Source organism: Roseibium sp. (genome assembly GCF_965232425.1).
Taxonomy (GTDB): domain Bacteria; phylum Pseudomonadota; class Alphaproteobacteria; order Rhizobiales; family Stappiaceae; genus Roseibium.
The window spans coordinates 2,478,673-2,502,549 of record NZ_OZ246971.1 but is presented as its reverse complement, the minus strand read 5'-3'; the positions used below and the strand labels follow the sequence as shown (position 1 = coordinate 2,502,549).

Annotated in this window: 22 protein-coding genes; 11 read left to right on the top strand and 11 right to left on the bottom strand. The window is 61.2% G+C overall.

Going from position 1 to position 23,877, the window contains the following annotated elements; translation table 11 throughout:
• Positions 1 to 3 precede the first annotated feature (3 nt).
• Entirely contained in the window at positions 4 to 1,383 is a 1,380-nt protein-coding gene (locus ACO08A_RS11400) for an MFS transporter (RefSeq protein WP_422041174.1), read from the top strand.
• Between the two features lie 53 nt (positions 1,384 to 1,436).
• On the opposite strand, the gene purH is transcribed toward ACO08A_RS11400, so the two are convergent.
• The 4 genes from purH to htpX form a co-directional block, all read right to left on the bottom strand.
• On the bottom strand, positions 1,437 to 3,053 hold the full coding sequence (gene purH, locus ACO08A_RS11395) for a bifunctional phosphoribosylaminoimidazolecarboxamide formyltransferase/IMP cyclohydrolase (protein WP_422041173.1): 1,617 nt from the start codon (positions 3,051 to 3,053) through the stop codon (positions 1,437 to 1,439).
• Positions 3,054 to 3,149: 96 nt separating this feature from the next.
• Complete coding sequence (locus ACO08A_RS11390) at positions 3,150 to 4,826, bottom strand: heparinase II/III family protein (RefSeq protein ID WP_422041746.1); 1,677 nt, start codon at positions 4,824 to 4,826, stop codon at positions 3,150 to 3,152.
• A gap of 228 nt (positions 4,827 to 5,054) precedes the next feature.
• On the bottom strand, positions 5,055 to 6,431 hold the full coding sequence (locus ACO08A_RS11385) for an RsmB/NOP family class I SAM-dependent RNA methyltransferase (protein ID WP_422041172.1): 1,377 nt from the start codon (positions 6,429 to 6,431) through the stop codon (positions 5,055 to 5,057).
• A 138-nt stretch (positions 6,432 to 6,569) separates the two neighbouring features.
• A complete protein-coding gene (htpX, locus tag ACO08A_RS11380) occupies positions 6,570 to 7,532 on the bottom strand; it encodes a zinc metalloprotease HtpX (protein WP_422041171.1) in 963 nt (320 codons plus the stop codon).
• A gap of 376 nt (positions 7,533 to 7,908) precedes the next feature.
• On the opposite strand from htpX, the gene ACO08A_RS11375 reads away from it, so the two are divergent.
• From ACO08A_RS11375 to ACO08A_RS11365, 3 genes are all read left to right on the top strand, one after another.
• A complete protein-coding gene (locus ACO08A_RS11375) occupies positions 7,909 to 9,147 on the top strand; it encodes a glycosyltransferase family 87 protein (RefSeq protein WP_422041170.1) in 1,239 nt (412 codons plus the stop codon).
• 164 nt (positions 9,148 to 9,311) lie between these two features.
• Positions 9,312 to 9,575, top strand: a complete 264-nt coding sequence (locus tag ACO08A_RS11370; RefSeq protein ID WP_421980352.1) for a DUF1674 domain-containing protein — start codon at positions 9,312 to 9,314, stop codon at positions 9,573 to 9,575.
• A 19-nt stretch (positions 9,576 to 9,594) separates the two neighbouring features.
• Positions 9,595 to 10,113: a hypothetical protein gene (locus tag ACO08A_RS11365; RefSeq protein WP_422041169.1), complete on the top strand. Its 519-nt coding sequence runs from the start codon at positions 9,595 to 9,597 to the stop codon at positions 10,111 to 10,113.
• Positions 10,114 to 10,115: 2 nt separating this feature from the next.
• On the opposite strand, the gene ACO08A_RS11360 is transcribed toward ACO08A_RS11365, so the two are convergent.
• Complete coding sequence (locus ACO08A_RS11360; protein ID WP_422041168.1) at positions 10,116 to 10,775, bottom strand: SGNH/GDSL hydrolase family protein; 660 nt, start codon at positions 10,773 to 10,775, stop codon at positions 10,116 to 10,118.
• A gap of 172 nt (positions 10,776 to 10,947) precedes the next feature.
• Here ACO08A_RS11360 and ACO08A_RS11355 point away from each other — a divergent pair, with 172 nt between their 5' ends.
• The 5 genes from ACO08A_RS11355 (at position 10,948) to ACO08A_RS11335 (ending at position 17,770) form a co-directional block, all read left to right on the top strand.
• Positions 10,948 to 12,171, top strand: a complete 1,224-nt coding sequence (locus tag ACO08A_RS11355; RefSeq protein ID WP_422041167.1) for an aminotransferase class I/II-fold pyridoxal phosphate-dependent enzyme — start codon at positions 10,948 to 10,950, stop codon at positions 12,169 to 12,171.
• Positions 12,168 to 14,957, top strand: coding sequence for a DNA translocase FtsK 4TM domain-containing protein (locus ACO08A_RS11350; RefSeq protein ID WP_422041166.1), 2,790 nt, complete (start codon positions 12,168 to 12,170; stop codon positions 14,955 to 14,957). The genes ACO08A_RS11355 and ACO08A_RS11350 overlap by 4 nt, the downstream gene beginning before the upstream one ends.
• 84 nt (positions 14,958 to 15,041) lie before the next feature.
• Positions 15,042 to 15,695: a LolA family protein gene (locus ACO08A_RS11345; protein ID WP_421980357.1), complete on the top strand. Its 654-nt coding sequence runs from the start codon at positions 15,042 to 15,044 to the stop codon at positions 15,693 to 15,695.
• A complete protein-coding gene (locus ACO08A_RS11340) occupies positions 15,667 to 16,680 on the top strand; it encodes an ATP-grasp domain-containing protein (protein ID WP_422041165.1) in 1,014 nt (337 codons plus the stop codon). Before ACO08A_RS11345 ends, ACO08A_RS11340 begins: the two co-directional genes overlap by 29 nt.
• A 316-nt stretch (positions 16,681 to 16,996) precedes the next feature.
• Positions 16,997 to 17,770 (top strand): sulfotransferase, encoded by a 774-nt coding sequence (locus ACO08A_RS11335; protein ID WP_422041164.1) that lies wholly within the window; start codon positions 16,997 to 16,999, stop codon positions 17,768 to 17,770.
• Between the two features lie 73 nt (positions 17,771 to 17,843).
• Here ACO08A_RS11335 and ACO08A_RS11330 read toward each other — a convergent pair whose 3' ends face one another.
• From ACO08A_RS11330 to ACO08A_RS11320, 3 genes are all read right to left on the bottom strand, one after another.
• Positions 17,844 to 18,047, bottom strand: coding sequence for a DUF1737 domain-containing protein (locus ACO08A_RS11330; protein WP_422041163.1), 204 nt, complete (start codon positions 18,045 to 18,047; stop codon positions 17,844 to 17,846).
• Positions 18,048 to 18,059: 12 nt separating this feature from the next.
• A complete protein-coding gene (locus tag ACO08A_RS11325) occupies positions 18,060 to 18,944 on the bottom strand; it encodes an HpcH/HpaI aldolase/citrate lyase family protein (protein WP_422041162.1) in 885 nt (294 codons plus the stop codon).
• 91 nt (positions 18,945 to 19,035) lie between these two features.
• The gene (locus ACO08A_RS11320; RefSeq protein WP_422041745.1) at positions 19,036 to 19,881 is read right to left on the bottom strand and encodes a DMT family transporter; all 846 of its coding nucleotides are present in this window, start codon (positions 19,879 to 19,881) and stop codon (positions 19,036 to 19,038) included.
• A 218-nt stretch (positions 19,882 to 20,099) separates the two neighbouring features.
• Here ACO08A_RS11320 and ACO08A_RS11315 point away from each other — a divergent pair, with 218 nt between their 5' ends.
• Positions 20,100 to 20,561 carry a GNAT family N-acetyltransferase gene (locus tag ACO08A_RS11315; protein ID WP_422041161.1) on the top strand — a complete coding sequence of 154 codons (462 nt, stop codon included), beginning with the start codon at positions 20,100 to 20,102 and terminating at the stop codon, positions 20,559 to 20,561.
• A gap of 23 nt (positions 20,562 to 20,584) precedes the next feature.
• Here the strand turns inward: ACO08A_RS11315 and ACO08A_RS11310 are convergent, their stop codons facing one another.
• Entirely contained in the window at positions 20,585 to 21,643 is a 1,059-nt protein-coding gene (locus ACO08A_RS11310) for a DUF2125 domain-containing protein (RefSeq protein WP_422041160.1), read from the bottom strand.
• Between the two features lie 106 nt (positions 21,644 to 21,749).
• Here ACO08A_RS11310 and ACO08A_RS11305 point away from each other — a divergent pair, with 106 nt between their 5' ends.
• On the top strand, positions 21,750 to 22,271 hold the full coding sequence (locus ACO08A_RS11305; protein WP_422041159.1) for a gamma-glutamylcyclotransferase: 522 nt from the start codon (positions 21,750 to 21,752) through the stop codon (positions 22,269 to 22,271).
• Here the strand turns inward: ACO08A_RS11305 and ACO08A_RS11300 are convergent.
• The gene (locus ACO08A_RS11300) at positions 22,263 to 23,054 is read right to left on the bottom strand and encodes a lysophospholipid acyltransferase family protein (RefSeq protein WP_422041158.1); all 792 of its coding nucleotides are present in this window, start codon (positions 23,052 to 23,054) and stop codon (positions 22,263 to 22,265) included. The two genes, ACO08A_RS11305 and ACO08A_RS11300, sit on opposite strands and share 9 nt — an antisense overlap.
• 56 nt (positions 23,055 to 23,110) lie before the next feature.
• Positions 23,111 to 23,839: a YdcF family protein gene (locus ACO08A_RS11295; RefSeq protein WP_422041157.1), complete on the bottom strand. Its 729-nt coding sequence runs from the start codon at positions 23,837 to 23,839 to the stop codon at positions 23,111 to 23,113.
• Positions 23,840 to 23,877: the final 38 nt, after the last annotated feature.

Sequence of the window (23,877 nt, the reverse complement as noted above, 5' to 3'; positions counted from 1 at the left end):
CACGTGACGGATGTTTCCACTGACTTTCCGGACAACACGGATCGCCGCGCCATCTGGTCCTGGGCGCTGTTCGACTGGGCGGCGCAACCGTTCTTCACCCTGATCACGACATTCGTCTTTTCCCCCTATTTCGCGTCCGTTCTGGCGGCGACACCCGAGGAAGGCCAATCGCTCTGGGGGTTCGCAACGGCAACGGCCGGTCTCGGCATCGCCCTGCTGGCACCAATCCTGGGGTCGGTGGCCGATGCGACCGGCCAGCGCAAGCTCTGGATCTTCCTGTTTTCCATCCCCTTCGTCATCTGCTGCTGGATGTTCTGGTATGCTGCGCCGGGCGGAAGCAACAGCGTCGCCATAGCACTCGTCGCCTTCGCGATCGGCACGCTCTGCATCGAAGTGGCCACTGTCTTCAACAACGCGATGATGCCGTCGCTCGTTCCCCACGAGAGGGTCGGCAGGCTGTCGAGCTTCGGCTGGGCCATGGGCTATGTCAGTGCGCTCATCACGCTGGCAATCGCCCTGTTGCTGTTTTCCGCCAATGCGGAGACCGGCAAGACGCTGGCCGGCATCAGTCCCGTTCTCGGCCTTGATCCGGCAACACAGGAAGGCGACAGGGTCACCGGCCCCTTTTCCGCGCTGTGGTATGTCGTTTTCGTGGTGCCGATGTTCCTCTTCGTGCCGGACACGCCCGCACGGCGGAAAATCGCAACAGCCGTGCGCGAAGGCCTGTCGGAGCTCGCAGCCAGCCTCGCCCAGGCAAGGACAAACCGGAACATCTTCCAGTTCCTGATTGCCAACATGATTTTCAAGGATGGCCTGGTCGCCCTTTTCGCCTTTGGCGGGATCTATTCCGCCGGCCAACTTGGCTGGGGATCGATTGAAATCGGCGTCTTCGGCATCATTGTCATCATCACCGGGATCGCCGGTCTTGTGCTGGCCGGTCATCTCGATGACAGGTTCGGCGCGAAACCGGTGATCCTCGTTTCTCTCGTCGTTCTGATGATCTGCGGACTGGGCATGATTTCCATCGACAGGACGACGGTCCTGTTTTTCATCAAGACCCAGGCGGCTCCGGCGGGCGCGCAATTCGCCTCCCTGCCGGAACAGATGTTCATCGGCCTCGGCGCGGTCATCGGTGCCGTGTCCGGTCCGCTGCAGGCCTCCTCGCGAAGCCTTCTGATACGCCTCGCACCGAAGCAGCACATGACACAGTATTTCGGGTTGTTGGCGCTGTCCGGAAAGGTCACCAGTTTCCTGGCACCGCTTGCCGTCGGCATTGTCACGGCCCTTTCGGGCAGCCAGGCCGGCGGCATGTCGGTGGTGCTCGTATTCTTCGCGGTCGGCTTTGCCTTGATGCTCAGCGTGCAGGAAAAACGCGCCGGATAGCTCTCCGGCGCGCGGCAACGGTCCGATTGCAGGACACCTCAGAGTGCCCTTGATCAGTGCCGGAAGTGGCGCATTCCCGTGAGCACCATCGCAAGACCGGCCTCGTCCGCCGCCGCGATCACATCGTCGTCACGCATGGAACCGCCCGGCTGGATGACGGCCGTCGCGCCCGCCTCGGCTGCGGACAAGAGGCCGTCCGCGAACGGGAAGAAGGCGTCGGAAGCGACCACGCAGCCCTCGGTCAGCGGCGCGCTCAATCCTGCGGCTTCCGTTGCATCCAACGCCTTTCGCGCGGCGATGCGCGCCGAATCCACCCGGCTCATCTGGCCGGCGCCGACGCCCACGGTGGCGCCGTCGCGGGCATAGACGATCGCGTTCGACTTGACGTGCTTGGCGACCCGGAAGGCGAATTTGAGGTCGGCAAGCTCCTGGTCGCTCGGCGCGCGCTTGGTCACCACCTTGAGATCCAGGTCGTCGACCACGCCATTGTCGCGCGACTGCACCAGGAGACCGCCCGCAACCGACTTGACGAACAGGCCTTGCGCGCGCGCATCCGCCAGGCCGCCGGTCACCAGGAGCCGCAGGTTCTTCTTGGCGGCAATGATCTCGCGCGCAGCCTCGTCGGCATCGGGCGCAATGATCACCTCGGTAAACACCTTGACGATCTCTTCCGCGGCTTGTGCATCGAGTGTTTTGTTGAGCGCGACGATCCCGCCGAACGCGGACACGGGATCGCAGCGCAGCGCCTTTTCGTAAGCTTCCCTGAGACTTGCCCCTTCCGCGACGCCGCACGGGTTCGCATGCTTGATGATCGCAACCGCGCTCGTGCGGGCCGGATCGAACTCGCTGACGAGCTCGAACGCGGCGTCGGTGTCGTTGATGTTGTTGTAGGAAAGCGTCTTGCCCTGGATCTGCCGTGCAGTGGCAACGCCGGGCCGGTTTTCCCCGGTCTTGTAGAAGCCGGCCGTCTGATGCGGGTTTTCACCGTAGCGCATCACTTCGGCAAGTGCCCCTCCGACCGCCCGATGCGCCGGTGTCGCCTCTGCGAGCTGGTCTGCCATCCAGTTGGAAACCGCCGCGTCATAAGCCGCCGTGCGGGCAAATGCCTTGAGTGCGAGCCGCTTGCGCAGGCCGATCGGCGACTGCCCCTGATTGGCATCCAGTTCCGCGATCACGGCGTCATAGTCGGACGGATCGGTCACCACGGTGACGTAGGCATGGTTCTTGGCGGCGGCGCGGGTCATCGCCGGCCCGCCGATATCGATGTTCTCGATCCCCGTGGCGTAGTCCGCGCCCGAGGCGACAACATCTTCAAACGGATAGAGATTGCCGCAGAAGAGATCGATCCCGACGATGCCGTGATCCGCCATCGCCGCCTGATGGTCCTGATCGTCCCGGATCGACAGCAGCCCGCCATGGACCTTCGGATGCAGCGTCTTCACGCGCCCGTCCATGATTTCGGGAAAGCCGGTTACCTCGGAGATGTCCGTGACCGCCAGTCCTGCATCCGCCAGGGCCTTGTAGGACCCGCCCGTCGAAACAAGCTCGACGCCGCGTTCGGAAAGCGCGCGCGCGAACTCGACAAGACCGGTCTTGTCGAAAACGGACAGGAGGGCGCGCTTGACGGGCACAAGCTCGGGAACAGGAACGGCTTTGGACACAATGGCCATGAATTTGCCTCGCAGAAGGGGACGATCGGGGGGTCCGACGACGCCCTAACATGTCTTCGGCAAAATCGGAAGGTCCGCAAGCGCTGCGAAGCGCGCTTATTCTTCCAGCGGCAACTCGTCCAGTTCGTCGAATTCGCTGGTGCCGCGGCGGCTCAGCTTGGCGGTCGCCGTTTTTCTGAATTGCCAGCCGACCGCCGGTTTTTGTAGCAGTGACCCCGTGACGACGATCTGGTCGGTCTTCCGGTGACCGTAGACATCGGAAAGGTAGATGCTTTCTTCCAGCGACAACTCGCTTCCCGGGGCTTCGAACTCCCACGCCTCACCGTCCCGGCAGACCATGAGGACAGCGGAACCGCCCCGCAACATGGAGGTCCTGAGGCCGGGATAGAGATGAAACCGCAGTGCGTAGCGGTGTTCGGTGTCGATCGACCCGAGCGCTCTCACGGTGTCGATGCCGTCAAGGACGGTCCCGTCTCCCGAAAGACGCAAATCGCGCTCGTGGAAAACGTTGAAATCGGCTTCATAGCCGTCATGAGAGGCGGTGATGCGGCTTCCGGCCATGTCGTCCTCCCGCTCGAGGGGGACATAGGACGGACCGGAGAGGATCGGAGAGCCGAGCATCTTGCCGAATGGCTTTTCCGACAGGAACCGGCAAGAGGAGGTGTCCTCGATGGTCAGGGTCGAGTGCGCGGCGGTCGACCGGCTGACCTTTCGCCAGAGCGGATTGGAACGCGGCGACACACCGCAATTCACCACGAGCCTGTTGGTGCCTGAGGAAAACTCGAACGACAGGCACCCCGCATGTGCATCGCCGGAAACCGAAAGCGCGGGAACGGGTCCCGTGTCCATCAGAACGACCGAGCTGCCCCCGCTCAACCTCTGATAGCCCGAGTGCGGCGCGTTCAGGGGCGGGGCACCGCGTGCATCGTCATAGGCAAGGATCGTCGCCACGAGATCGCTCGGCGTGGACCCCATGCCGTTGAAATGGCCCAGCGCGCCGTCGCCGTGACGAAAGAAGCGGAGCATCGGCATCATGCGATCCACGGACTGAAGCATCGCCTGCGGCATCTCCAGCCCCTGTGCGACGAACGCCTGCCGGAGCGGCAGAAGATCCGCCAGAATGTCGATCAAAGCGCGCGGATTGCGCGACACATGTCCGCCGTCGGGCAAGATCTGCCGCGTCAGTTCGTGATCGAGTCGCCGGATGCTCTGGCGTGCAAACCGGCCTTGGCCCGCCATGGAGATGCAGGCGGACGCTACGGCCATGGCAGCTCGCAGCCGGACCACCCCGTCCTCGGTCTCGTTGATCGTCTGGCGCAGGTAGCGCACCTGTCTTGCGAGCGATTTGACGAACCGCCGGTAAAATTCGTGATCACCGTCCTGCAGAATGAAGGGCGAATGGGCCAGCCAGGAGATGATCCGCTGGGTCACGACCGGCGCTTCCCAGCCGATCGGATGCCGCCGGCCGCTGTATTTCATCCAGTCTTCGACCAGGACACGCGCATTCTGCCGCGCGATCTGACTGTCGGCGGCCCTCAGGTCCCGCAGCCAGCCGAAACCGTGCAACTCGCGTTGCCAATCCTCGTGAACGGCATTCATCTCGAACGGAGAACGTCCTTGCGTTTCAACAAGGTGCCCGGAAAACAGGAACCTGCCGCCGTAAATGTCGGCGGCGTTTGTCTCGTCCGCAGTGCGCAGATCCTGCGGCGCGATCAACAGGCGCGAAGGCACAGACGAAAACGGCTGCAGGCGGAAGAAGGGTCCGCCATGCATCCATTTCAGGGTACGGTGCCAGATATGCAGGGCCACGAGCCGCCAGACGCGGCTTCTTTCGTTCAGGCTAGCTATATTCACCAAACCATCCCCGAGACTGATGGTTTACGCGCAACTATCGTGAATTCTCCGGTTTTCGAACCCATGAGGGCTCTTCAGTTCTGAAACAGACAATTAAGGTTAGCATTTCATTTAAGGAAACAATGCAAGTGAACGGTTTAAGCTACGTTAAGAGCGCCTGAATCGGGCCGCAAAGAAACCGTCCATACCGCGGATTTTCTCGCTCTCACCCACCCTGTGCTGCGGAAGGCAGCGAAGATAGCCCTCTTGGGTGACCAGGTGCTCAAGTCCGCCGACTTCCGCTGCCTTCAAGGACACAAGATCCACTTTTTCCCGATTGCGGGCTCTGAATTCATCGGCCTGAAGTTCTCCCTCCGCTTTTTCGAGCGAACAGGTGCAATAGACGATGAGGCCGCCCGGTTTGACCCAGTCGAGAACCCTGTCGAGCAACTCGCGCTGTATCTCACCGAGCTTCTCGATGTCGTAGGGTTTCTTGATCCATGCCACATCCGGGTGCCGCCGGATCGTTCCGGTTGCGCTGCAGGGCGCATCCAGCAGGACGGCGTCGAACGGGCTCTCTGGTACGTAGGTCCGCAGATCGGAGACAACGGTCGTCACGTCCAGCTTGAGCCGCCGCATGTTGTCTTCAAGCCGCTTCAACCTGCCTTTCGAGATATCGACAGCCGTTACTTCCGCGCCGGCCGCTGCCAGTTGCGCGGTCTTGCCTCCGGGAGCCGCACAAAGATCCGCGACCTTCAGACCCCGGACGTCTCCCAGCAAACGCGCCGGCAGCGATGCGGCCGCATCCTGGACCCACCAGGCACCTTCTTCGTACCCTTCAAGCGCTTCGACCGCTCCTTTCCGGTCCAGTCTGACGCTTCCGCCCACGACGACCCGGCCACCCAGCCGTTCGGCCCAACCTGCTGCATCAGACTTGACGCTGAGGTCGAGCGCGGCCTCGCCCTGATGCGCGGTCGCGATCGCTCTGGCGGTCTCCTCGCCATACCCGTCCGTCCAGCTTTGCCACAACCAGTCCGGCGTGTTCAGCGTCTGCGGATCGAGATCCGAAACAAGATCGGCCCGCTCGCGGCCAAGCCGGCGCAGAACCCCGTTCACGAGACCCTTGTAGGGGCGTGCCCTCCGGTCGAGCCCTGCGTGATCGACAGCCAGGGAAACGGCGGCCCGGTCCGGCACATCCAGGAAAAGCATCTGCGCGATCGCGATGTGCAGGATATCGACCACCCTGCCGGTTTTTTCCGGGATCGGCCGGTCGAGCAGCCGGTCCAGAATTTCGGAAATCTCACCGCGGCGGCGAAGCGACGCCCCCACGATCGCCCTTACGAGCGCACGATCGTTGCCAGGCAGCGCGCGAAACCCGGAATGTCCCGACGAGGCGTCAAGTTCCCCATCCAGCGGCCGCTTCTTGTGGACGACGTTGCCTAGGATGTCCGCCGCGACCTTTCGAGCGGCAAATCCGGGCCTGTCCGGTTGCTCGCTCTCTTTTCTGCCGGACGGACCCGGCCGCCTGTTGCCGCGATTGTTCAAGACGTGTTCCTGCTGAGGGTCGCATGTTCGCGACGAAATCGAAGCGCCGCAGACCGGATCTCCGGCTGCGGCGCGTGTGACAGATTTTACGGCGAATACCAAGGCCGGAAAAGAAAATTCTGAACCTCCGGCCGGCGCTTATCCCCACGGTCCTTTCGAGCGCTCCGGCGAACTGTCTGCCGGCCGGCTGCCCATTCCCGACCAGGGGCCCGACTGGGGGGCGCTGCCACCGGTCCGGAAAGCCGCATCACCGCCCGTTCCAAGGCCGGAATTCGCCAGCTTGCGCAATTCGTCGATCCGGTTCTGGGTGTTCGGGTGCGTTGAAAACAGATTGTCCATGCGCTCGCCGGACAACGGATTCATGATGAACATGTGCGCCGTCGCAGGGTTGGCTTCCGCGTCCGGGTTATGAATGCGCTGTACACCGCCCGCGATCTTGCCGAGCGCGGAGGCCAGCCACATGGGCTCACCGCAAATTTGCGCGCCCATCCGGTCGGCGGCATATTCGCGCGTTCTGGAAATGGCCATCTGCACGACCATCGCCGCCATCGGCGCCACGATCATCATGAGCAGCATGCCGACGATGCCCAGAGGGTTGTTCCGGTTGCCGCCAAAGAAAAACGCGAAGTTGGCCAGCATCGAAATTGCGCCGGCAATCGTCGCCGTGATCGTCATGATCAGCGTGTCGTGGTTTTTCACATGTGCAAGTTCGTGTGCCATGACACCCGCCACTTCCTCGGGCGTCAGCATGTTCAACAGGCCTGTTGTCGCGGCGACGGCGGCATTCTGCGGGTTCCGGCCCGTCGCGAACGCATTGGGCTGCGGATTGTTGATGATGTAAACCTTGGGCATCGGCAGGTCGGCGTTTTGCGCCAACTGCTTCACCATGCGGTAGAAATCAGGCATGGAGCGCTCATCGACTTCCTGCGCATGGTGCATGCGCAGCACCATCTTGTCCGCGTTCCAGTAGCTGAACAGGTTCATCGCCGCCGCAATCGCAAGAGCAATCATCATGCCCGCCTGACCGCCGATCATGAAGCCGATGCCCATGAAAAGCGCGGTCATAGCTGCCAGCAGCATGGCTGTGCGTACGTAGTTCATCGCGTGTGGTGTCCGTTTCCTGTTCTCTCTTGCCGGCATCGGCAGTGCCGCCGGCCTGTCAAAATTCCAGACTGAAGATGGGTATTGCCGGCAATCTTGGCAAGTTTGCCTTCTGTGCACACCACGATCGCACTCTCCCGGGTGCGCTCCCGGAAGCCCTCTGCACAGCACTGTTCACGCCATAAATCTTTTTGAGAAATTGCGAGATGGAACAACGTTTTCGATCGGATTCGGTGGTTCTGAAGACGGTTCGCAGGCAGACAAATCGTGCGCAACTTAATATTGTGCAATCTAGAGTTTAACGGAATCTTCAATCATTGATGCAACTTAAGGTTTTTAGAATTTTCTTTTCACCTTCTTCCGTTAGGTCATCCAATTGTCGTCATCACGAAGCCTTTTGCCCTTCTGGGAATCGCGCGCCATCAAGACCGGTTTTGGCGGCCCGATCTTCCTGTGGCTGCTCATCATCACCGCGTTCGGAACCCTGGTGTGCCTCTTCAACACAAGAGCTCCCCTCCTATACCTTCCGTCATCGTTAAAAGATGCCCGGGTCGAGGATATGGCCGCATTCTACCGGGCATCGGAAATGTCAAATTACGGTTCTTCGTCATACGTTTATGATCCAAGCCTGTTCCGGGATGGGCTCTCGGAGCGGCTCTCGGATCTGATCTTCCTTAATCCGCCGCACGCCATGCCGGTGTTTCATGTTTTTGCCTGGTTCGACTTCGCGACAGTCAAGATCGCCTTCATTTGCCTCACGCTGATCGCGCTCTTTGCGATCCCGCGCATGACCGGGCAGACCTTCGCCCTTTCCGCCTTGTTCGCTGCCTCCGCGGCACCCGTTCAGATCCTGCTGAGGCTGAACCTGTCCGTCTTCGTGATCGCGCTCATCGTGTTTGCAACCGTGCACGCCAAGTCACGGCCCGTTTTGTCCGGTCTCGCACTTTCGGTTGCAACGATCAAACCACAATATGGCCTGCTGATCCCCTTCTTCCTGGCCGGCATCGGCGCGTGGCGATGCATTGCCTGGGCGACGCTCGGAACCCTGTTTCTGGCGTCGCTGACGCTGGTCATGTTCGGGCCCGGTCTCTTTGAAAGCTACCTCGCCTCGTTTTCGACCCCGCTGTATCAGGCCTACGCCTTGACGGCCCTGCAATGGGACACCTCCTTCCGGTCCTTTCTCGGCCGGCTCGATGTCGCGGCGGACGTGAGAACGGCACTCGTTCTGGCAGCAATTCTTGCCGGCGCGATCTGTGCGTTCCGTCTCCAGAGGACGTGGCCACATGAATTGCGGCTCGGGATGGTGCTGCTTCTCAGCGTGCTCGTTGCGCCTTCCTTCATGTATTACAGCTGGCCCTTGTTTGCGGTCGGCGTTCTGTTTGTGGCCCGCGCGTTGCCCGACTGGCCCGCGGAATTGCAGTTCCTGGCCGGCCTGACCTGGATGCAGCCCCTGATCTACATGCTGCTGCTGTCCCTCCTGCCACCGTCCCTCACTGCGCACGCGGCCGCTGTCTTCGTGATTACGGCACTGCTGGTCACGGGCTTCTTTCTGCTCATACGGCGAAGGGCGTCCGGGCCAGTGCCACGCGATAGTGAGGCCCTGCAACGCGCGTGACGGTTCGATCAAGCCCGGGCGAGGGCCGCGCCTGCCTGCAATCAGCCGGCTGAATAGGCCCCGTTTCCTGATCGCATGAGGCACTGCAAAAGCTGCCAAGCTTGCCCTATATTGCGTCCGACAGCGCGTTTTCAGCGCATGAACCGAACCTGCTGCAGGCGATCATGACAGACGAACAAGACAATCCGACACACGCCTATCGCCAGAGCGATGTTCCCAGCCTCGCCACCGATATTGAAGACAGGCCGAAAAAGCGCTTCGAGGATCTGCCGCCCGCCGCCCAGCGCGCGCTGAAAGAGGCCGAGGCACGGCGCCGGGAGATCGACGCGAAACAGGACGCCCTGCCGGACGAAGTGAATGGCCGCGGCGGCCTTGAACCGACTCGGTACGATGATTGGGAAATCAAGGGGCTGACGGTCGACTTCTGACGCCAGCAATGCGGTCATCATGCGCGACACGCTTGAAAAACTCGTGTGTAGCTGGGACGGCAAGACCACGTCCACGCTCAAGACCGCCTACGAAAGGTTTCATCTTCAGCCCGGTTTCGTGGATCACCTGATCGACCTGAGCACCGATCAAAGCTGCGACCGCGGCGCAACCTGGCTTCTCAAGCATGCGTTCTCGAAAGGTGAACCGGCGCTTTCCGAGAAACGCAGTGCACGCCACCTTGCGGCCCTCGCCCATTTCAGCCACTGGGAAACCCGCCTTCACCTTCTGCAATATTTCGACCATCTGACGATACCCGGTGAGGCCGAGCGTCCCCTTCACGTCTTCATTCTGCAATCGCTTGAGGCAGAAAACAGGTTCCTGCGCGCCTGGGCGTATTATGCGCTCGCGCTTCACGCCGAACGGTTCCCGTTACATCGGAACGAGGCTCTCGACCGGCTGAAGGAAGCAATGACGCGCGAAACGGCTGGTTCGGTAAGGGTGCGCGTCCTCAAGGCTCTGGAGCGCATCAACCCCTGATATCACCCGTCGACGAGCGTCCGGACTTCGGATGCAATCACCCGGGCAAGCTCTGCCTGAGGCGCAGCCTCGAAATGCACAGCGTCCAGGGGACTCGGCGCCATGATACGCCCGACATCGAGAAACGCCGTTCCGTACTGCTCCGCAAGTCCGGCATAGACCTCGGCCAGCCGTCTCGACTGCACACCGCCATGGGCGTTCGAATAAAGGCCCTCATACTCGAGACCCGTGAAATCTCCGAGAGGCGGCGGCGCCATCAGCAGCACTTTCGGCGCACGGCCCTCGACATCGTCTGTCGCCTGGGTTGCGGCAAACAGCACCCTGCCCATCGCAAGGCCGATCGCATTCGCGCTCATGTTGAACCGGTCCTGCAGATCATTCGATCCGAGCATGATGATCAGGACGTCGATCGGCATGTGGGTCTTGCGCACCGTCATCAGGTGCGCCAGCCCGTTCTTGTCGCCGCGTGTCGGATCTTCAAAAACGGTGGTACGGCCGTTCACGCCTTCCTCGATGACGAAGAAACCGGCCCCGAGTTCCTGCTGCAACCGGCGCGTCCAGCGGACATCATGGCCGTATCTGGACTTGTCCGTGGGATTGAACCCCCAGGTGAGCGAGTCTCCGAAGCAGACGACGGAAACGGGATCCTTTTTCAGCGCCATGAACAACCTTTTGCGATCACAATCGGATTTTCTCCCACGAGCTTAAAAAAGAACGGCACGGCAGGCAATCGGCCATCATGAAAGTCACCATTTGTTCCTTGGTTAATCAGAGATTTACCAAGAAGGCGATAGGGTCGGCTCAAAGTACTGCGTAACGACTGCCGGATATTGCATGACTGCCAGCTCTCAAGCCTATACGCGCGGCGCTGTTCTGCCGAGCTCCAATCCTTTTCAGCGCCTTGCCGAACTTCTTGACGGTAAGACCCCCGGACTTGACCCGATCATCATGACGATCGGCGAACCTCAGCACGCCATTCCAGGTTTTACGGCGGAGGTTCTTGCCGAGAACATGGCCGATTTCAGGCGCTACCCGCCGATCAACGGCTCGGACGCTTTCAGGAGTGCGGTCGCCGGCTGGCTGGACCGGCGCTACCATCTGGATGGCGCGATCGATCCAAAGGACGGCGTTCTGCCTCTGAACGGGTCCCGCGAAGGCCTCTCGTTCGGCGCGATTGCGGCCAGGGACCAGTTGGCCAAGGGTCTGGACCATCCGGTCGTGATCCTGCCGAATCCGTTCTACCAGACCTATGCGGCGGCGGCGCATGTCGCCGATGCGCGCGCCGTGCTTCTCGATGCCGTTCCGGGGAACAATTTCCTGCCGGACCTGGACGCCCTGGATCCGGACCTGCTTGAGGAAACCGTCGCATTCTATGTCGCCTCGCCGACAAATCCGGAAGGCTTCCCGGCCGACCTCGATTTCTGGACCCGCCTGATCGGCCTTGCCCGCAAGCACCGGTTCTACATTTTCGCCGATGAATGCTATTCGGAGATCTACCGGAAGACGCCGCCCACGGGCATCCTGGAGGCAGCCGCGGCGATGGGCGGCGGCTTCGCCAACATCATTGTCCTCAATTCGCTGTCCAAGCGCTCGAACCTTGCGGGACTGCGCTGCGGCTTTGCTGCGGGCGATCCGGACTTTCTGCGCAAATGGGCGAAATTCAGGGGGCTGGCTGCGCCGCAGGTTCCCCTGCCGGCGCAGGCCGTGGCGGTCAGAGCCTATCAGGACGAAGACCACGTCATCGAAAACAGACGGCTCTACAATCAGAAATTCGAGGCTGCCGAGCGGCATCTCGGCCCGATCATGGGCAACGTGACCGCCGAGGGCGGCTTCTTCCTCTGGCTTGACGTCAGCCGCTGGGGCGATGGCATTTCGCTCACCAGCCGGCTTTGGAGCGACTGCGGGGTCAAGGTGGTGCCGGGCGGATATCTCGCGTCCGATCAGTCGGACGGCACGAACCCAGGCCGCGATTTCATTCGCGTCGGGCTGACAGCGCCGCTCGAGCAAACGGAAATCGCACTTGAGCGGATGGCAAAATGGTTTGGAGAACAGGCATGAGACGCGCCAGCGCAATCCGCGGCAATGGCCGCCGGTCACCCGTCGACCTGTTGGACACCGAAAGCCCGATCAAGCGCTTTCTGAGGCGGAACCTCGTCGGCGCGTCCGGATTGGCCCTCATCGCACTCGCGGCCATGCTCGCGGCCGCCCTTGCGACATGGTCGGTGAACGACCCGAGCCTCAATCACGCCACCGACGGCACGGTCCGCAATGCGCTCGGCACGCCCGGAGCGGTTGTCGCGGACATCCTCATGCAGACAATCGGGCTGGCGACCGCCGTTTTCCTCGTACCGCTGGTGCTGTGGGGCTGGCGGCTCATGGCAGGGCACGCGCTCGGCATCGGACGCAAGCGGCTGGTGTACTGGCTTGCCGGATCCGGCCTCTCCGCCGGCGCGCTCGCGGCGCTGCCGGTCCCGGACAGCTGGCCGCTACCGACCGGTCTGGGCGGCTTTTTCGGCGACTCCGTCCATCAGGTGCCCGCACTCATCACCGGGAACATGACCTCCGGCGCCGCGACCATCATCGGTGGTCTCGGGCTCGGCGTTCCGGCCATTTTCTTTCTCCTGTCGGCAGCCGGATGGCTGGGTGGCAAGGACAGCTACGATGCGGAAATGGATCCGGCGCATGGCACACGCGCTGCGGCCGCAAAGGGACACGGCCGGTCGGTCGAAGAGGAACTGGGCCTTGATGACGACGACGCTGAATCGAGAATGTCCCTCTTTTTCAGCGCCATGGTTGGACAGGTCGAGCACTGGCGTCTTCAGGCAACCGCCAAACTCCGCCGTCTCACCGGTTTTAACTGCACCCGTCATATCGACGAGGACGAGGATTGGGACGAAGACGGTTTCGATGAGAACGACGCCGGGATAGACGGCGACGGCGGTGAGCGGCGCGGCGGCAGGTTTTCCGCCCTGCGGCGCGCGCTGACAGGGCGGCTAATGCCGAACGACGACGACGGTCTGGACGAATTCTATGACCGCGGCCGCGACGCGGAAGACGAGGATCTGGACGGCCCGCTGATGGACGCACCATTCGACGAGGAAGGCGAAGGCTTCGAACCCGATGACCTCCTTATCGACAAGGGGCCGGTTGCGGGTCAGCAGGCGATGCCCGTCGGGATCGCTGCACCGAACCAGCCCCAGGCACCGGCGGGACAGCCGGCCCCCCAGGCGCCGGCCGGCCGTGTCATCCCACCGGCTCCCAGGCCGAAACAGAGCAAGCGGGCGATCGAGGAAGCCCAGCCGTCCTTCCTGGGCGCTCCGGAGGAATACGAACTGCCGCCGTTGCGGCTGCTCTCCGAGCCGAAGGCAAGCGGCAAGGTTCCCGGCCTGTCGGCCGATGCCCTGGAACAGAATGCGCGCATTCTGGAAGGCGTCCTTGAGGATTTCGGCGTACGCGGCGAGATCATCGAAGTGCGCCCCGGCCCGGTCGTGACCCTCTATGAACTGGAACCGGCACCGGGCATCAAGTCTTCCCGCGTCATCGGTCTTGCCGATGATATCGCGCGGTCCATGAGCGCGATTTCCGCGCGTGTCGCCGTCATACCCGGGAAGAACGCGATCGGCATCGAGTTGCCGAATGCCCGGCGCGAGACGGTTCTGCTGCGCGAGCTGATCGCCGCGCAGGATTTCGAAAAATCCAAGGCCAAGCTACCGCTGGCGCTCGGCAAGACGATCAACGGCGAAAGTGTCGTCGCGGATCTGGCGCGCATGCCGCACCTGCTCGTTGCCGGTACCACCGGCTCGGGCAAGTCCGTGTCGATCAACACCATGATCCTGTCCTTGCTGTACCGGCTGACGCCGGAACAGTGCAAACTGATCATGATCGACCCCAAGATGCTGGAACTGTCCATTTATGACGGCATTCCGCACCTTCTCACACCGGTGGTGACCGATCCGAAAAAAGCCGTTGTCGCCTTGAAGTGGACCGTCCGCGAGATGGAGGACCGCTACAAGAAGATGTCCAAGATGGGTGTCCGCAACATCGACGGATACAACACGCGCATCAAGCAGGCGCTTGAAAAGGGCGAGAGCTTTACCCGCACCGTGCAGACGGGATTTGACCGCGACACCGGCCAGCCGATCTACGAGGAAGAGGAACTGCCGCTCGAGAAGATGCCTTACATCGTCGTGATCGTCGACGAGATGGCCGATCTGATGATGGTCGCGGGCAAGGACATCGAGGGGGCGATCCAGCGCCTTGCGCAGATGGCACGTGCCGCCGGCATTCACCTGATCATGGCGACACAGCGCCCATCGGTCGACGTGATCACCGGTACGATCAAGGCCAACTTCCCCACCAGGATCTCGTTCCAGGTGACGTCCAAGATCGACAGCCGGACGATCCTCGGTGAAATGGGTGCCGAACAGCTCCTCGGCATGGGCGACATGTTGTTCATGCTGGGCGGCGGGCGGATACAGCGCGTTCACGGCCCCTTCGTCTCCGATGATGAGGTCGAGGACATCGTCAAGCATCTGAAGGTCCAGGGCACGCCGCAATATCTTGAAGCCGTTACGGAAGAGGACGAAGAAGCCGAAAGCCCCTACGATGGCGGCGGCGGACTTGCCGGCGGCGGCGAGGGCAACGAGCTCTACGACAAGGCCGTCGCGATCGTGCTGCGCGACAAGAAGGCGTCGACGTCCTATGTCCAGCGACGGCTCTCGATCGGCTACAACCGGGCCGCATCGCTCATCGAGCGTATGGAGCAGGAGGGGCTGATCAGCTCGGCCAACCATGCCGGCAAGCGGGAAATTCTCGTGCAAAACGGTGTCGAGGAAGAGTTTTAGGCCGTAAATGCCAAAGCTTTGCCACACAGGCGCATTACCTGGGGTATAGTATTCGCGTCATTTAACGACTTAGGACATTGCATCATGCCGACACGCTTTGCCTCCCGTCTTGCCGAACACATTGGCCGCCTTTTTCTGGCGGCATGCCTGGTGCTCGCCTGTCTGCTGCCGGCGCACGCGCTGACACAGCAGGAACAAAAGACGCTCAAGGAGCTGAGCAGCTTTTTCAACTCCGTGAAAACGATGCACGGCGACTTCATCCAGTTCGGTCCGGACGGCAGCCAGTCGGACGGCAAGTTCTACATGGCCCGCCCCGGCAAGGTCCGCTTCTATTACAACAAGCCCTCCGTTCTCGACATCGTCGCCGACGGCAAGTCCGTCTCCGTCCGGGACCGCAAGCTCAACACCCAGGATATCTGGCCTCTGGGTCAGACCCCGCTCCGTTTCCTTCTGTCCGACACCATAGATCTCGAGAAAGACACCAATGTCACCAATGTCCTTGTCGAGAAGGACCTGATCACCGTCACGATTTTCGACAAGACACGGTTCAATTCTGGGACGTTGACTCTGATCTTCGACACCGACAACTTCGCCCTGAAGCAATGGACCGTGACCGATCAGCAGGGCTACGACACATCCGTTGCCGTCTATAACGTCGTTTCCAACGCCCCGACCAACCCCGATCTCTTCAAGATCGACTATCTGGCCAATGCCAACCAGCGCAAAGGCCGGAATTGACCGGAACGGCGCGGCCGCAAGAACGGACACACGCGGCCGGTCGGTCGTTTACGAACTGCTTGAGCAATATTGCGCCGAACACGGTCTCCACCTGACGGCCGGCGACAGCCGTGGCCATGCCGGCTGCATTGAAGACGGGCGCGGCAAGCGCTGGTTCTTCAAGGGGACACGCTTTGACATCAATCCGCTCGGCAGTGCCGAGATCGCGAATGACAAGGCCTATTCGCTCCACTTCCTTGAACAGGCAGGTGTCCGTGTCCCTGAAAGCCTGCTTGTCTTCGCCCAGGACGTCCGTACGGGCCGTCAGCTGCCCGCAGACATTTTGCAATTCGTTGAAGACCACGGCTTTCCCCTCTTCCTGAAACCCAACATCGGCCAGGAAGGCCAGGATGTCTTCCGCATTCACGGTTTTGCGGAACTGAGCGACATGCTGCATCGGCTTTCAGGCACGCACCCGCAGCTGCTTTTGCAGCCGGAGATGTCTGGCCGGGATCTGCGCGTCATCATTCTTGATGGCGATGTCCTGTGCGCCGTCGAACGCCGGGCGGCCCAGGTTACGGGCGATGGAAGGCAAAGCATTGCCACGCTGATCGGTGCGCACACCAGGATCGCGCCGTCCGACGGCAGGATCGATGCCGCGCTTGCCCACCAGGGGCTCACCCGCGACAGTGTTCCCGGCGCAGGCGACAGGGTGGCACTTCTGCCCGTGACCAATCTTTCAACTGGCGGAACCGCCGACATCGTGACCGGTCAGCTTGCACCCGGGGTCCTGGACGCTGCGCGCAAGGCAGCAGCCGTGCTGGGTCTCAGATATGCGGGCGTCGACATGATCCTCACCGGGAGCGCCCCACACACCGCTGAGGCTGTCATCCTGGAGGTCAACGCCGCTCCCGGGTTGAGCAATCTTTATCGGCAAGGCCCTGGCGAAGCGGCATGCGTCGGGGCCATTTACGGCACGCTTTTCAGTAGATTGTTTGCAAAATAGTTCGATTTTATCTGTATTAATTCTCGATTATGAGTAACCGCAAATAGATTTTAGATCTAAATTCGTTGTTTCAAATTAAATTTCACAAGACTTGATTGCAATTCTTCCCTTCAACAAAAAACAGCCATGTTTCGTGTTTCACTTCACAAGATGCCGCTGATCGCAGGCTGTGACCGCTGCTCGACAACAACAGATTTCTGACACTCGAAATCAGGCGGGCGTGCCGAAGGTGATCAATGGCAGGTGGTTGGGGTATGGCGCGTTTCACCGAACGGAAGAGTTCGGGCAGAAACCGCTCGATTAGGAGATCAAGAAGATGTCGAATGTATTGCCGCTCCGGGAGGACAGTTTCCAACTGCACAGGCAGTATCCTTCGCTTTATTTCCCCAGGGAGGGGTACGTCTTTGTCGTGGCGTTCGGGCGGTCAGGATCGACGCTGACGCAGCATTTGCTGAATTCCATTCCGGGCTATTTCGTGCGTGGCGAAAACTGCAATGCGCTTGTCCATCTCTGCCGGTCGGTCACCGCTATTCGCGGCGAGGGGAATTTTCAGCAGCGGCAGGAACCGCAGCGGTCGATCATTTCCAGTGAACGGCCCTATTTCGGCAAGATGGTCGGTACGTCGCTCGATCCCTGGTACGGCATGGAGGACGTCAGTGTCGACGACTATGCGCTGAGCCTCTTCGATACCTTCGTCTCGAAGGTGCTCTGTCCGAAAGGCGATGCCCGCGTTCTCGGTTTCAAAGAAATCCGGTATCACAACGATCCGAAATATTTCCCGAAGTTTCTCGATACCATCCGGACCTATTTTCCGGGCAGCCGCTTCATTTTCCAGAACCGCGCCTTTGAAAATGTGGTCAAGTCATCGTTCTGGAAAAACATGCAGCCCGCTGACGTTCGCCGGAAATGGAACAATTTCGAGGAACTGACCGCAGCCTACGCCGAGACAAATCCCGAGGTCTGCCACCGCCTGAGATACGAAGATTATCTGGAAGGCGCCGGCAAACTCGAACCCCTGTTCGACTTCCTCAAGGAACCGTTTGACGCGGTCAGGTTAACCGAGCTTCTCGAAACCCGGCTGAAACACTAGGTTTTTTGACAGCAATCGGATGGATGCTGCGGTTGCCGCCTTGGAGAACCGCAGCGGGACCCCGTCCGGCTGCCTATTGCTCACCGAGCTTCATGCCGGGTGAATAGGTACCCTGGGCCTCCTTGACCACAGCCTGTCCGCAGATGGTGGTTCCCTTGGCCGTGTCGAACGAAACCGTCGGTGACCCGTGAAGGTCCCAGCCGTTGTTGAGCGCCTGGGTCACACGGTGGCAGAAGGCGCTGTCATCCGTGCCCGTGATCAGCCTGTAGAGTTTCATGCGTGAGTCCCGTCAACCGCGTGCGGCAATGGCATCGGCGATTGCGATAACCCTTTTGCCCATCTCTGCATGTAACCGTTCAACCATCTTCCCGTCTACCTGGATCGCGCCCTTGCCTGCATTTTCGGGCAACTCGAACGCGTCGTTGATCCTGCGCGCCCATTGGATTTCCGCCTCCGACGGACTAAACGCGTCATGGCACGGCGCGAGTTGCTTGGGATGGATCAGGGTCTTGCCGTCCATGCCCATGTCCGCACCCTGTGCGCACTCTGCCGCAAATCCCTCTTCGTCCTGAAAGGCATTGTAGACGCCATCGAGAATGTCGATACCGCCTGCACGCGCAGCAGCGACACATGTCATCAGCCACGGCATCATGGCCGCCCGGCCCGGTGACAGGCGCGCACGCGTTTCCTTGGCGAGGTCGTTGGTGCCCATGACGAAACAGTCGAGCCTGACTTCCGGGTCCCGGCCGCAGGCACCGATGGCGCCGGCGTTCAGCATGGCTTCGGGCGTTTCCATCATCGCCCACAACCGCAGGGCCGTTGGCGCCTTGTGGAGCGACAGCATGTGCGCGACCCGCTGCAGATCCGCAGCCGAGTTCACCTTGGGCACGAGGATTGCGTCCGGGCCGGCCTGGATGGCCGCCTGCAGATCGGTTTCGCCCCAGGGCGTGTCGAGCGCGTTGATCCGGATGACGACTTCCCGGTCACCGTACCCGCCGGCGGCGATCGCCTCGCCGATCTGCGTGCGTGCGAGATCCTTGGCATCGGGAGCGACCGCATCTTCGAGATCCAGAAGCAGGCAGTCGACGTCAAGGGTTTTCGCTTTCTCCAGCGCCCGGGCGTTGGAACCCGGCATGTAAAGGGCTGAGCGGCGTGGCCTGAGCGTTGCGGTCATCGGGTCATCCTGTGGATTTAGACAAGTTGGCGCAGCCTAGAAGATTGTGCCGCGCTGTGAAATTCACCGAAGGGAGAAGAAAAGGCACATGTCAGACGCCGTTTCTCCCTTTGTTTGCCTTTGCGAAAATCATGTCCTTGGCGGCGATGACGGCGCCCAGCGTGATCGCGAGGCAGGCGATCAGGACCGAAAGCGTCAGCGCACCGAAGCCGAAGGCGATGAGCAGCAGCGTCGACAGCAAGGGTGCAGAATAGGCCGCGGCACCCAGAACCTGGATGTCGCCACGCTTGACGCCGATGTCCCAGGTGAAGAAGGCGAGCCCGACCGGAAACAGCGCAAGCGCGACAACGGAGGCCCATTCGCGCCCGTCACCCGGCCAGACCGTTTGTTCAAGCATCAGGTGACAAAGAGCCGACAGGACCGCCGTCATCAGGCAGAACCCCGCGACGGCTTCCGTCGGCACCTTGCCGAGCCGCCTGGACAGAACCGAATAGCTCGACCAGAAAAGCGAGGACGCGACCGCCGCGCCGTAACCGATGGCATGACTGCCCGAAAACCGGACGCCGTCGCCACCGCTGATCAGTAGCGCCGCGCCGCCAAGGCCGAGCACCGTGCCGAGAAGATGATGCGCGCGCAGCTTCTCCCCCGGAAGAAATGCCGAAAACAGAACGATCAGCAGCGGCCAGGTGTAGTTGATGAGGTTGGCTTCCACCGGCGGCGCATTCCGGATCGCCGTGAAGTAGAAGAAATGAAACCCGAACAGACCGACCGTCCCGAAGATCCAGACCCTGAGCGGTTGCCGGAGCAGCCCGAGGCGGCCTGAACAGACCAGCCAGATCACCGCGAGCGAACCGGAAATGCCGAAACAGAGCGCATTCAGCAGAAACGGCGGCACGGCCCCGGACCCGGCGCCGAAGACGCCAAGCGTTGCCCACATCAAGACGGCGCTCAAGCCAATTGCCGTCGCCCTTATGCGTCCGTTTTCCACCACACCCCCGCACCTGTGCGTGAACCTTCCGCGCTCTTGGCACGAATCGTCCAATATCGAAAGGGGAACCTGAACCCCCAGAAGAAATTCACTCAGGTCCTTGATCCCGGCTCCCGTTTCGGGACATGTTGGGGCACTAATTTTGACCTGTGAATCCCGGGGACTTCATGACAACTGCGGAAATCAGAACGCTGGGGCAGGACGATGCTCACAAGCTTGCGCCACTTATCGCGGAAAACGCGCAGGCCCTGAAACGCGGCGCACCGCGGCGACCAGACGACTACTACGCAGAACGCATCCTGTCGGACAGGAACGCGGAAGTGCTCGGCGCATTTTCGGGCGAGGATCTGATCGGGTTCGGTGTCTACTTCGATCTGCCCGAGCTGATCACGGGCCTGCGCATCGGCCAGCTCGATGAAATCTATGTCCATCCTGAACACCGCAACCAGGGGACCGGCCGGAAGATTATCGAGGCTCTCGTGGCCGAAGGCAAAAAGCGCGGCTGGCTTCACCTACGCTGGATTGTGCCGGGCAAGAACGCTCCGGCCGTCGCGCTCTACGAGAAGATTGCGGAACCCGACCATCGTAAGAGCTACGTGATCCCCATCGATCGCGTTGCCGGCGACTGAGCAGCGCCCGGATCTCGGCCGGGTTATGTTCCCGCTGAAAACAGCGGCGGGATCCGGCCGAGCGTCAGGAAACCGATCCGTATCACACCCTGATCGATCGCGACGGGAAGCGTAATCGATGGCAGGCCGTCGACCTGCGTTTCCGCACCTTTCAGGCTTTGAACGACGCTGCGGACAAGGGAAAAGCTGTTGTCCTGGGGCGGAAACATGGGCTCGACCAGGTCGAGCAATCCATCCGCGTTGCCGATGGTCAGATCAAGCTTGCCAGAGACCGTGCCGTCACCGTTGATTGCAAGATCCCCGGCGGCGGCGACTCGGCTGTCTCCCAGCACGGTTTCGAATAGCACCAGTTTCACGGGAAGGCGGCCATCTTGCTGCCGGACCAGCAGCGCGAGATTGCTGCCTGCCAGAAGCGCCGCCCCGCCGGTGACCTGCACGTGCGCGCGCATGTCGATCGTCGCGCCGAATTCCGGCAGTGACTTCAGTTGCAGCGCATCGACGGATACGAACCCATCCACCGCATCGGCCGTCTCCGGAGCATTGCGCAGATGGAGTTCCGCCTTTTCTGCCGCAAACAGGCCCCGCGACGCCGGGTTTTCAAAGGCTGCTTCGGGATTGCTCAAAACGGCATCGAACGCGCCAAGCGCCGAACTGGAGAACTTGACGCTTGCGCGCGCCGTGTCCCAGCGCATCTCGCCAAGCAGACCGCTGAGAGGTTCCGCGATCGACGCTGGAGCCTTGGCCTCGAATATGATGTGCCAGGGGTTGTAGATCAGCGCGACCGCATTGAGGCCGCCAAGCGAGCCCTTGGTGCCATAGCGGTCATTCGACGCGAGATCCCGGCAATAGACTTCGTAGCGGAACGGGTAACCCGCAATGGCAAGGTCCGAGCAGGATAGATCCAGCCCATTGGTTTTCATCGCCCGCAACTGGGCATCGAGTTGATCGGCCAGAACGGACCGCCCGAAGAACCAGGCGCCGGACCATCCGGCAATGACCAGCCCGATCACGCACATAAGCAGAATGTACCGGCGTCGTGTCGGCTTGCTCGGTTTGGTCTCGTGTTCTGACACAGTCTTCATCGCTTTCGGTTCGCGCGCTCTTGATCGGGTCGGCCTGCGCACTTCATTTGAATCATCGTGCGTGTATTGCTATCTCCCCCGGCGGCACAATGATAGACAGGACGATATGAGCAATTTTTGGATATTTGGCTACGGGTCGCTGATGTGGAACCCGGGATTCGACCATATTCGATCCGAACCGGCCCTTTTGAGAGGCGCGCACCGGGCGCTGTGCGTCTACTCCTGGGTTCATCGCGGCACCCAGGAACGTCCCGGACTTGTGTTCGGGCTGGACAATGGCGGAGCCTGCCGCGGCATGGCCTATCAGGTGGCGGAAGACATCTGGCCGGACACTCTGGAATACCTGCGCGCGCGCGAGCAGACCACGATGGTCTACAAGGAGCACTGGCACAATATCGAGATCGGCAGCGGCGAGCAGGTGCACGCACTTGTCTACATGGTCGACCACGGCCATCCGCAGTATGCGGGGGCACTGCCGCTGGAGGAGCAGCTTGAAATCGTGAACGGCGCGGTCGGAAAATCGGGGGAAAACCCGGAATACGTCATCAACACCGCCGCCCACCTGGAAGAAATGGGCATCGCCGACACGAACCTGGCCTGGCTCGCGGAGCGGCTCAAGTCACTGTGACGGCACGGCCTCGGCGGCGGTCTGCCTGGCCGCATCGACATCCTTGAGCACCGGAGACGGGTTCGGCGCGCTCCTGGCTTCCTCGATCAGCCTGTCGCTGGCCGTTTCGATCGTCTCCACAAGGTGTTCGTAAAAGACGTCGTTCGTTAGTCCCGGCTCGATCGGCGGCAGGATCTCGACGATGACCGTTCCGGGGTAAACCTTCCAGGACGACCGCGGCCAGTAGAGCCCGGCATTGTGTGCAATCGGCACAACGGGACATTTGAGATCCCGGTACAAGTGCGTGATACCGTATTTGTATTTCGGTTCCGCACCGGCCGGACGGCGCGTCCCCTCCGGGAAGATCATGATCTGGCGCTCTTCGGCGATCGCTTCCTTGGCCGCTTCCATCATCGCCGCCAGCGCTTCCGAGCGTTTGCCCCTGTTGATCGGGATCTGTCTGTACTTGGCCGTGTACCAGCCGAAAATCGGAATCCAGCGCAATTCCCGCTTCAGGATGAAGGTCGGACTTGCAAAAAGCGGGATGAGAGCCACGGTCTCCCAGGCCGACTGGTGTTTCATCGCTGCGATGTAGCCGCCGTCCGGCAGGTTCTCCCGGCCCCTTATTTCCACCTTGAGGCCGGCAACCACGCGCATCAGCCAGATGAGCGTGCGCGACCAGAACGGCACGATGGGCCAGCCCCATTTTCTCGGCAACAGCATCACCGGTGAAAACAGGATCATTTCGATGAGGGTCACCGCGTAGAACAGCACCTGAAAAAGGGTAGATCGCAGAAGAAGCATGGCACCAGAAAACCAGAACAGAGCAGGATCGCCGCTGAGCCAGGTTCCGAGTGAGCTCAGTTCATGGCCCTGACGGTGTTGCGGAGTCTGGCGAGGATATACTTCACATATTCGCGCATGAGAAGCCGGATCGTCGCAGGCTTCCTGTACCAGGTGTCCAGTTCAAGACCCTTGGAGAAGACGGGATAGGCAATCAGATCGACGTCGGGCAACACGTCGGACAATTCCGCTTTCGCTCTTGGAATGTGGTAGGCGCTGGTCACAACCAGCAGCGAACCGAACCCGTTCTTCTGGACCCAGACAGCGGTTTCCATTGCATTTCCGGCAGTATTGAGGGCGACCCTGTCGAGATCCACGCTCGCCTTCTCGAGCGGCATTGTCGACGACGTCACCGCTGCCAGCTGCTCACGCGTCGTGCCCGGGTGAACACCGGAAATCAGAAGCCGGTCGGCATGGCCTTCCTCCAGGAGGCGCAGCCCCTCGCTGACGCGCGCCTGTCCGCCCGTCAGCACGACGATCGCATCTGCGTTGACCGTGCTTGGCACCTTGGCTGTCGAGATCTGATGCGCGAAATAGAGGAATTGGCCCAGGACCCCGCCGGCAAGTGCCAGCAGCACCGTGACGAAGGCGATACGCAGACCGAACCGTTTTTTCCGCACCGCACCTGACGCGGGCCGGGCCTTGTGCGTAGACACGTTTCCGTGGCGGGCGCCGCTTTCCTCGGCTGCACCGGTCTCCAGGCCATTCCCAGCGGCCGAATCAAGAGCTGTGTCTACACGCATCATCCGGCAAGTGTGGCCTTCGATTGAGCCAATTTCGCGGC

Bases quoted from the DNA above. Each gene is read 5' to 3' on its own strand.
- purH (WP_422041173.1), bottom strand. From the start codon at position 3,053: ATGGCCATTGTGTCCAAAGCCGTTCCTGTTCCCGAGCTTGTGCCCGTC.
- ACO08A_RS11390 (WP_422041746.1), bottom strand. From the start codon at position 4,826: ATGCATGGCGGACCCTTCTTCCGCCTGCAGCCGTTTTCGTCTGTGCCT.
- htpX (WP_422041171.1), bottom strand. From the start codon at position 7,532: ATGAACTACGTACGCACAGCCATGCTGCTGGCAGCTATGACCGCGCTT.
- ACO08A_RS11370 (WP_421980352.1), top strand. From the start codon at position 9,312: ATGACAGACGAACAAGACAATCCGACACACGCCTATCGCCAGAGCGAT.
- ACO08A_RS11365 (WP_422041169.1), top strand. From the start codon at position 9,595: ATGCGCGACACGCTTGAAAAACTCGTGTGTAGCTGGGACGGCAAGACC.
- ACO08A_RS11360 (WP_422041168.1), bottom strand. From the start codon at position 10,775: ATGGCGCTGAAAAAGGATCCCGTTTCCGTCGTCTGCTTCGGAGACTCG.
- ACO08A_RS11355 (WP_422041167.1), top strand. From the start codon at position 10,948: ATGACTGCCAGCTCTCAAGCCTATACGCGCGGCGCTGTTCTGCCGAGC.
- ACO08A_RS11350 (WP_422041166.1), top strand. From the start codon at position 12,168: ATGAGACGCGCCAGCGCAATCCGCGGCAATGGCCGCCGGTCACCCGTC.
- ACO08A_RS11345 (WP_421980357.1), top strand. From the start codon at position 15,042: ATGCCGACACGCTTTGCCTCCCGTCTTGCCGAACACATTGGCCGCCTT.
- ACO08A_RS11340 (WP_422041165.1), top strand. From the start codon at position 15,667: ATGCCAACCAGCGCAAAGGCCGGAATTGACCGGAACGGCGCGGCCGCA.
- ACO08A_RS11335 (WP_422041164.1), top strand. From the start codon at position 16,997: ATGTCGAATGTATTGCCGCTCCGGGAGGACAGTTTCCAACTGCACAGG.
- ACO08A_RS11330 (WP_422041163.1), bottom strand. From the start codon at position 18,047: ATGAAACTCTACAGGCTGATCACGGGCACGGATGACAGCGCCTTCTGC.
- ACO08A_RS11325 (WP_422041162.1), bottom strand. From the start codon at position 18,944: ATGACCGCAACGCTCAGGCCACGCCGCTCAGCCCTTTACATGCCGGGT.
- ACO08A_RS11320 (WP_422041745.1), bottom strand. From the start codon at position 19,881: ATGTGGGCAACGCTTGGCGTCTTCGGCGCCGGGTCCGGGGCCGTGCCG.
- ACO08A_RS11315 (WP_422041161.1), top strand. From the start codon at position 20,100: ATGACAACTGCGGAAATCAGAACGCTGGGGCAGGACGATGCTCACAAG.
- ACO08A_RS11310 (WP_422041160.1), bottom strand. From the start codon at position 21,643: ATGAAGACTGTGTCAGAACACGAGACCAAACCGAGCAAGCCGACACGA.
- ACO08A_RS11305 (WP_422041159.1), top strand. From the start codon at position 21,750: ATGAGCAATTTTTGGATATTTGGCTACGGGTCGCTGATGTGGAACCCG.
- ACO08A_RS11300 (WP_422041158.1), bottom strand. From the start codon at position 23,054: ATGCTTCTTCTGCGATCTACCCTTTTTCAGGTGCTGTTCTACGCGGTG.
- ACO08A_RS11295 (WP_422041157.1), bottom strand. From the start codon at position 23,839: ATGATGCGTGTAGACACAGCTCTTGATTCGGCCGCTGGGAATGGCCTG.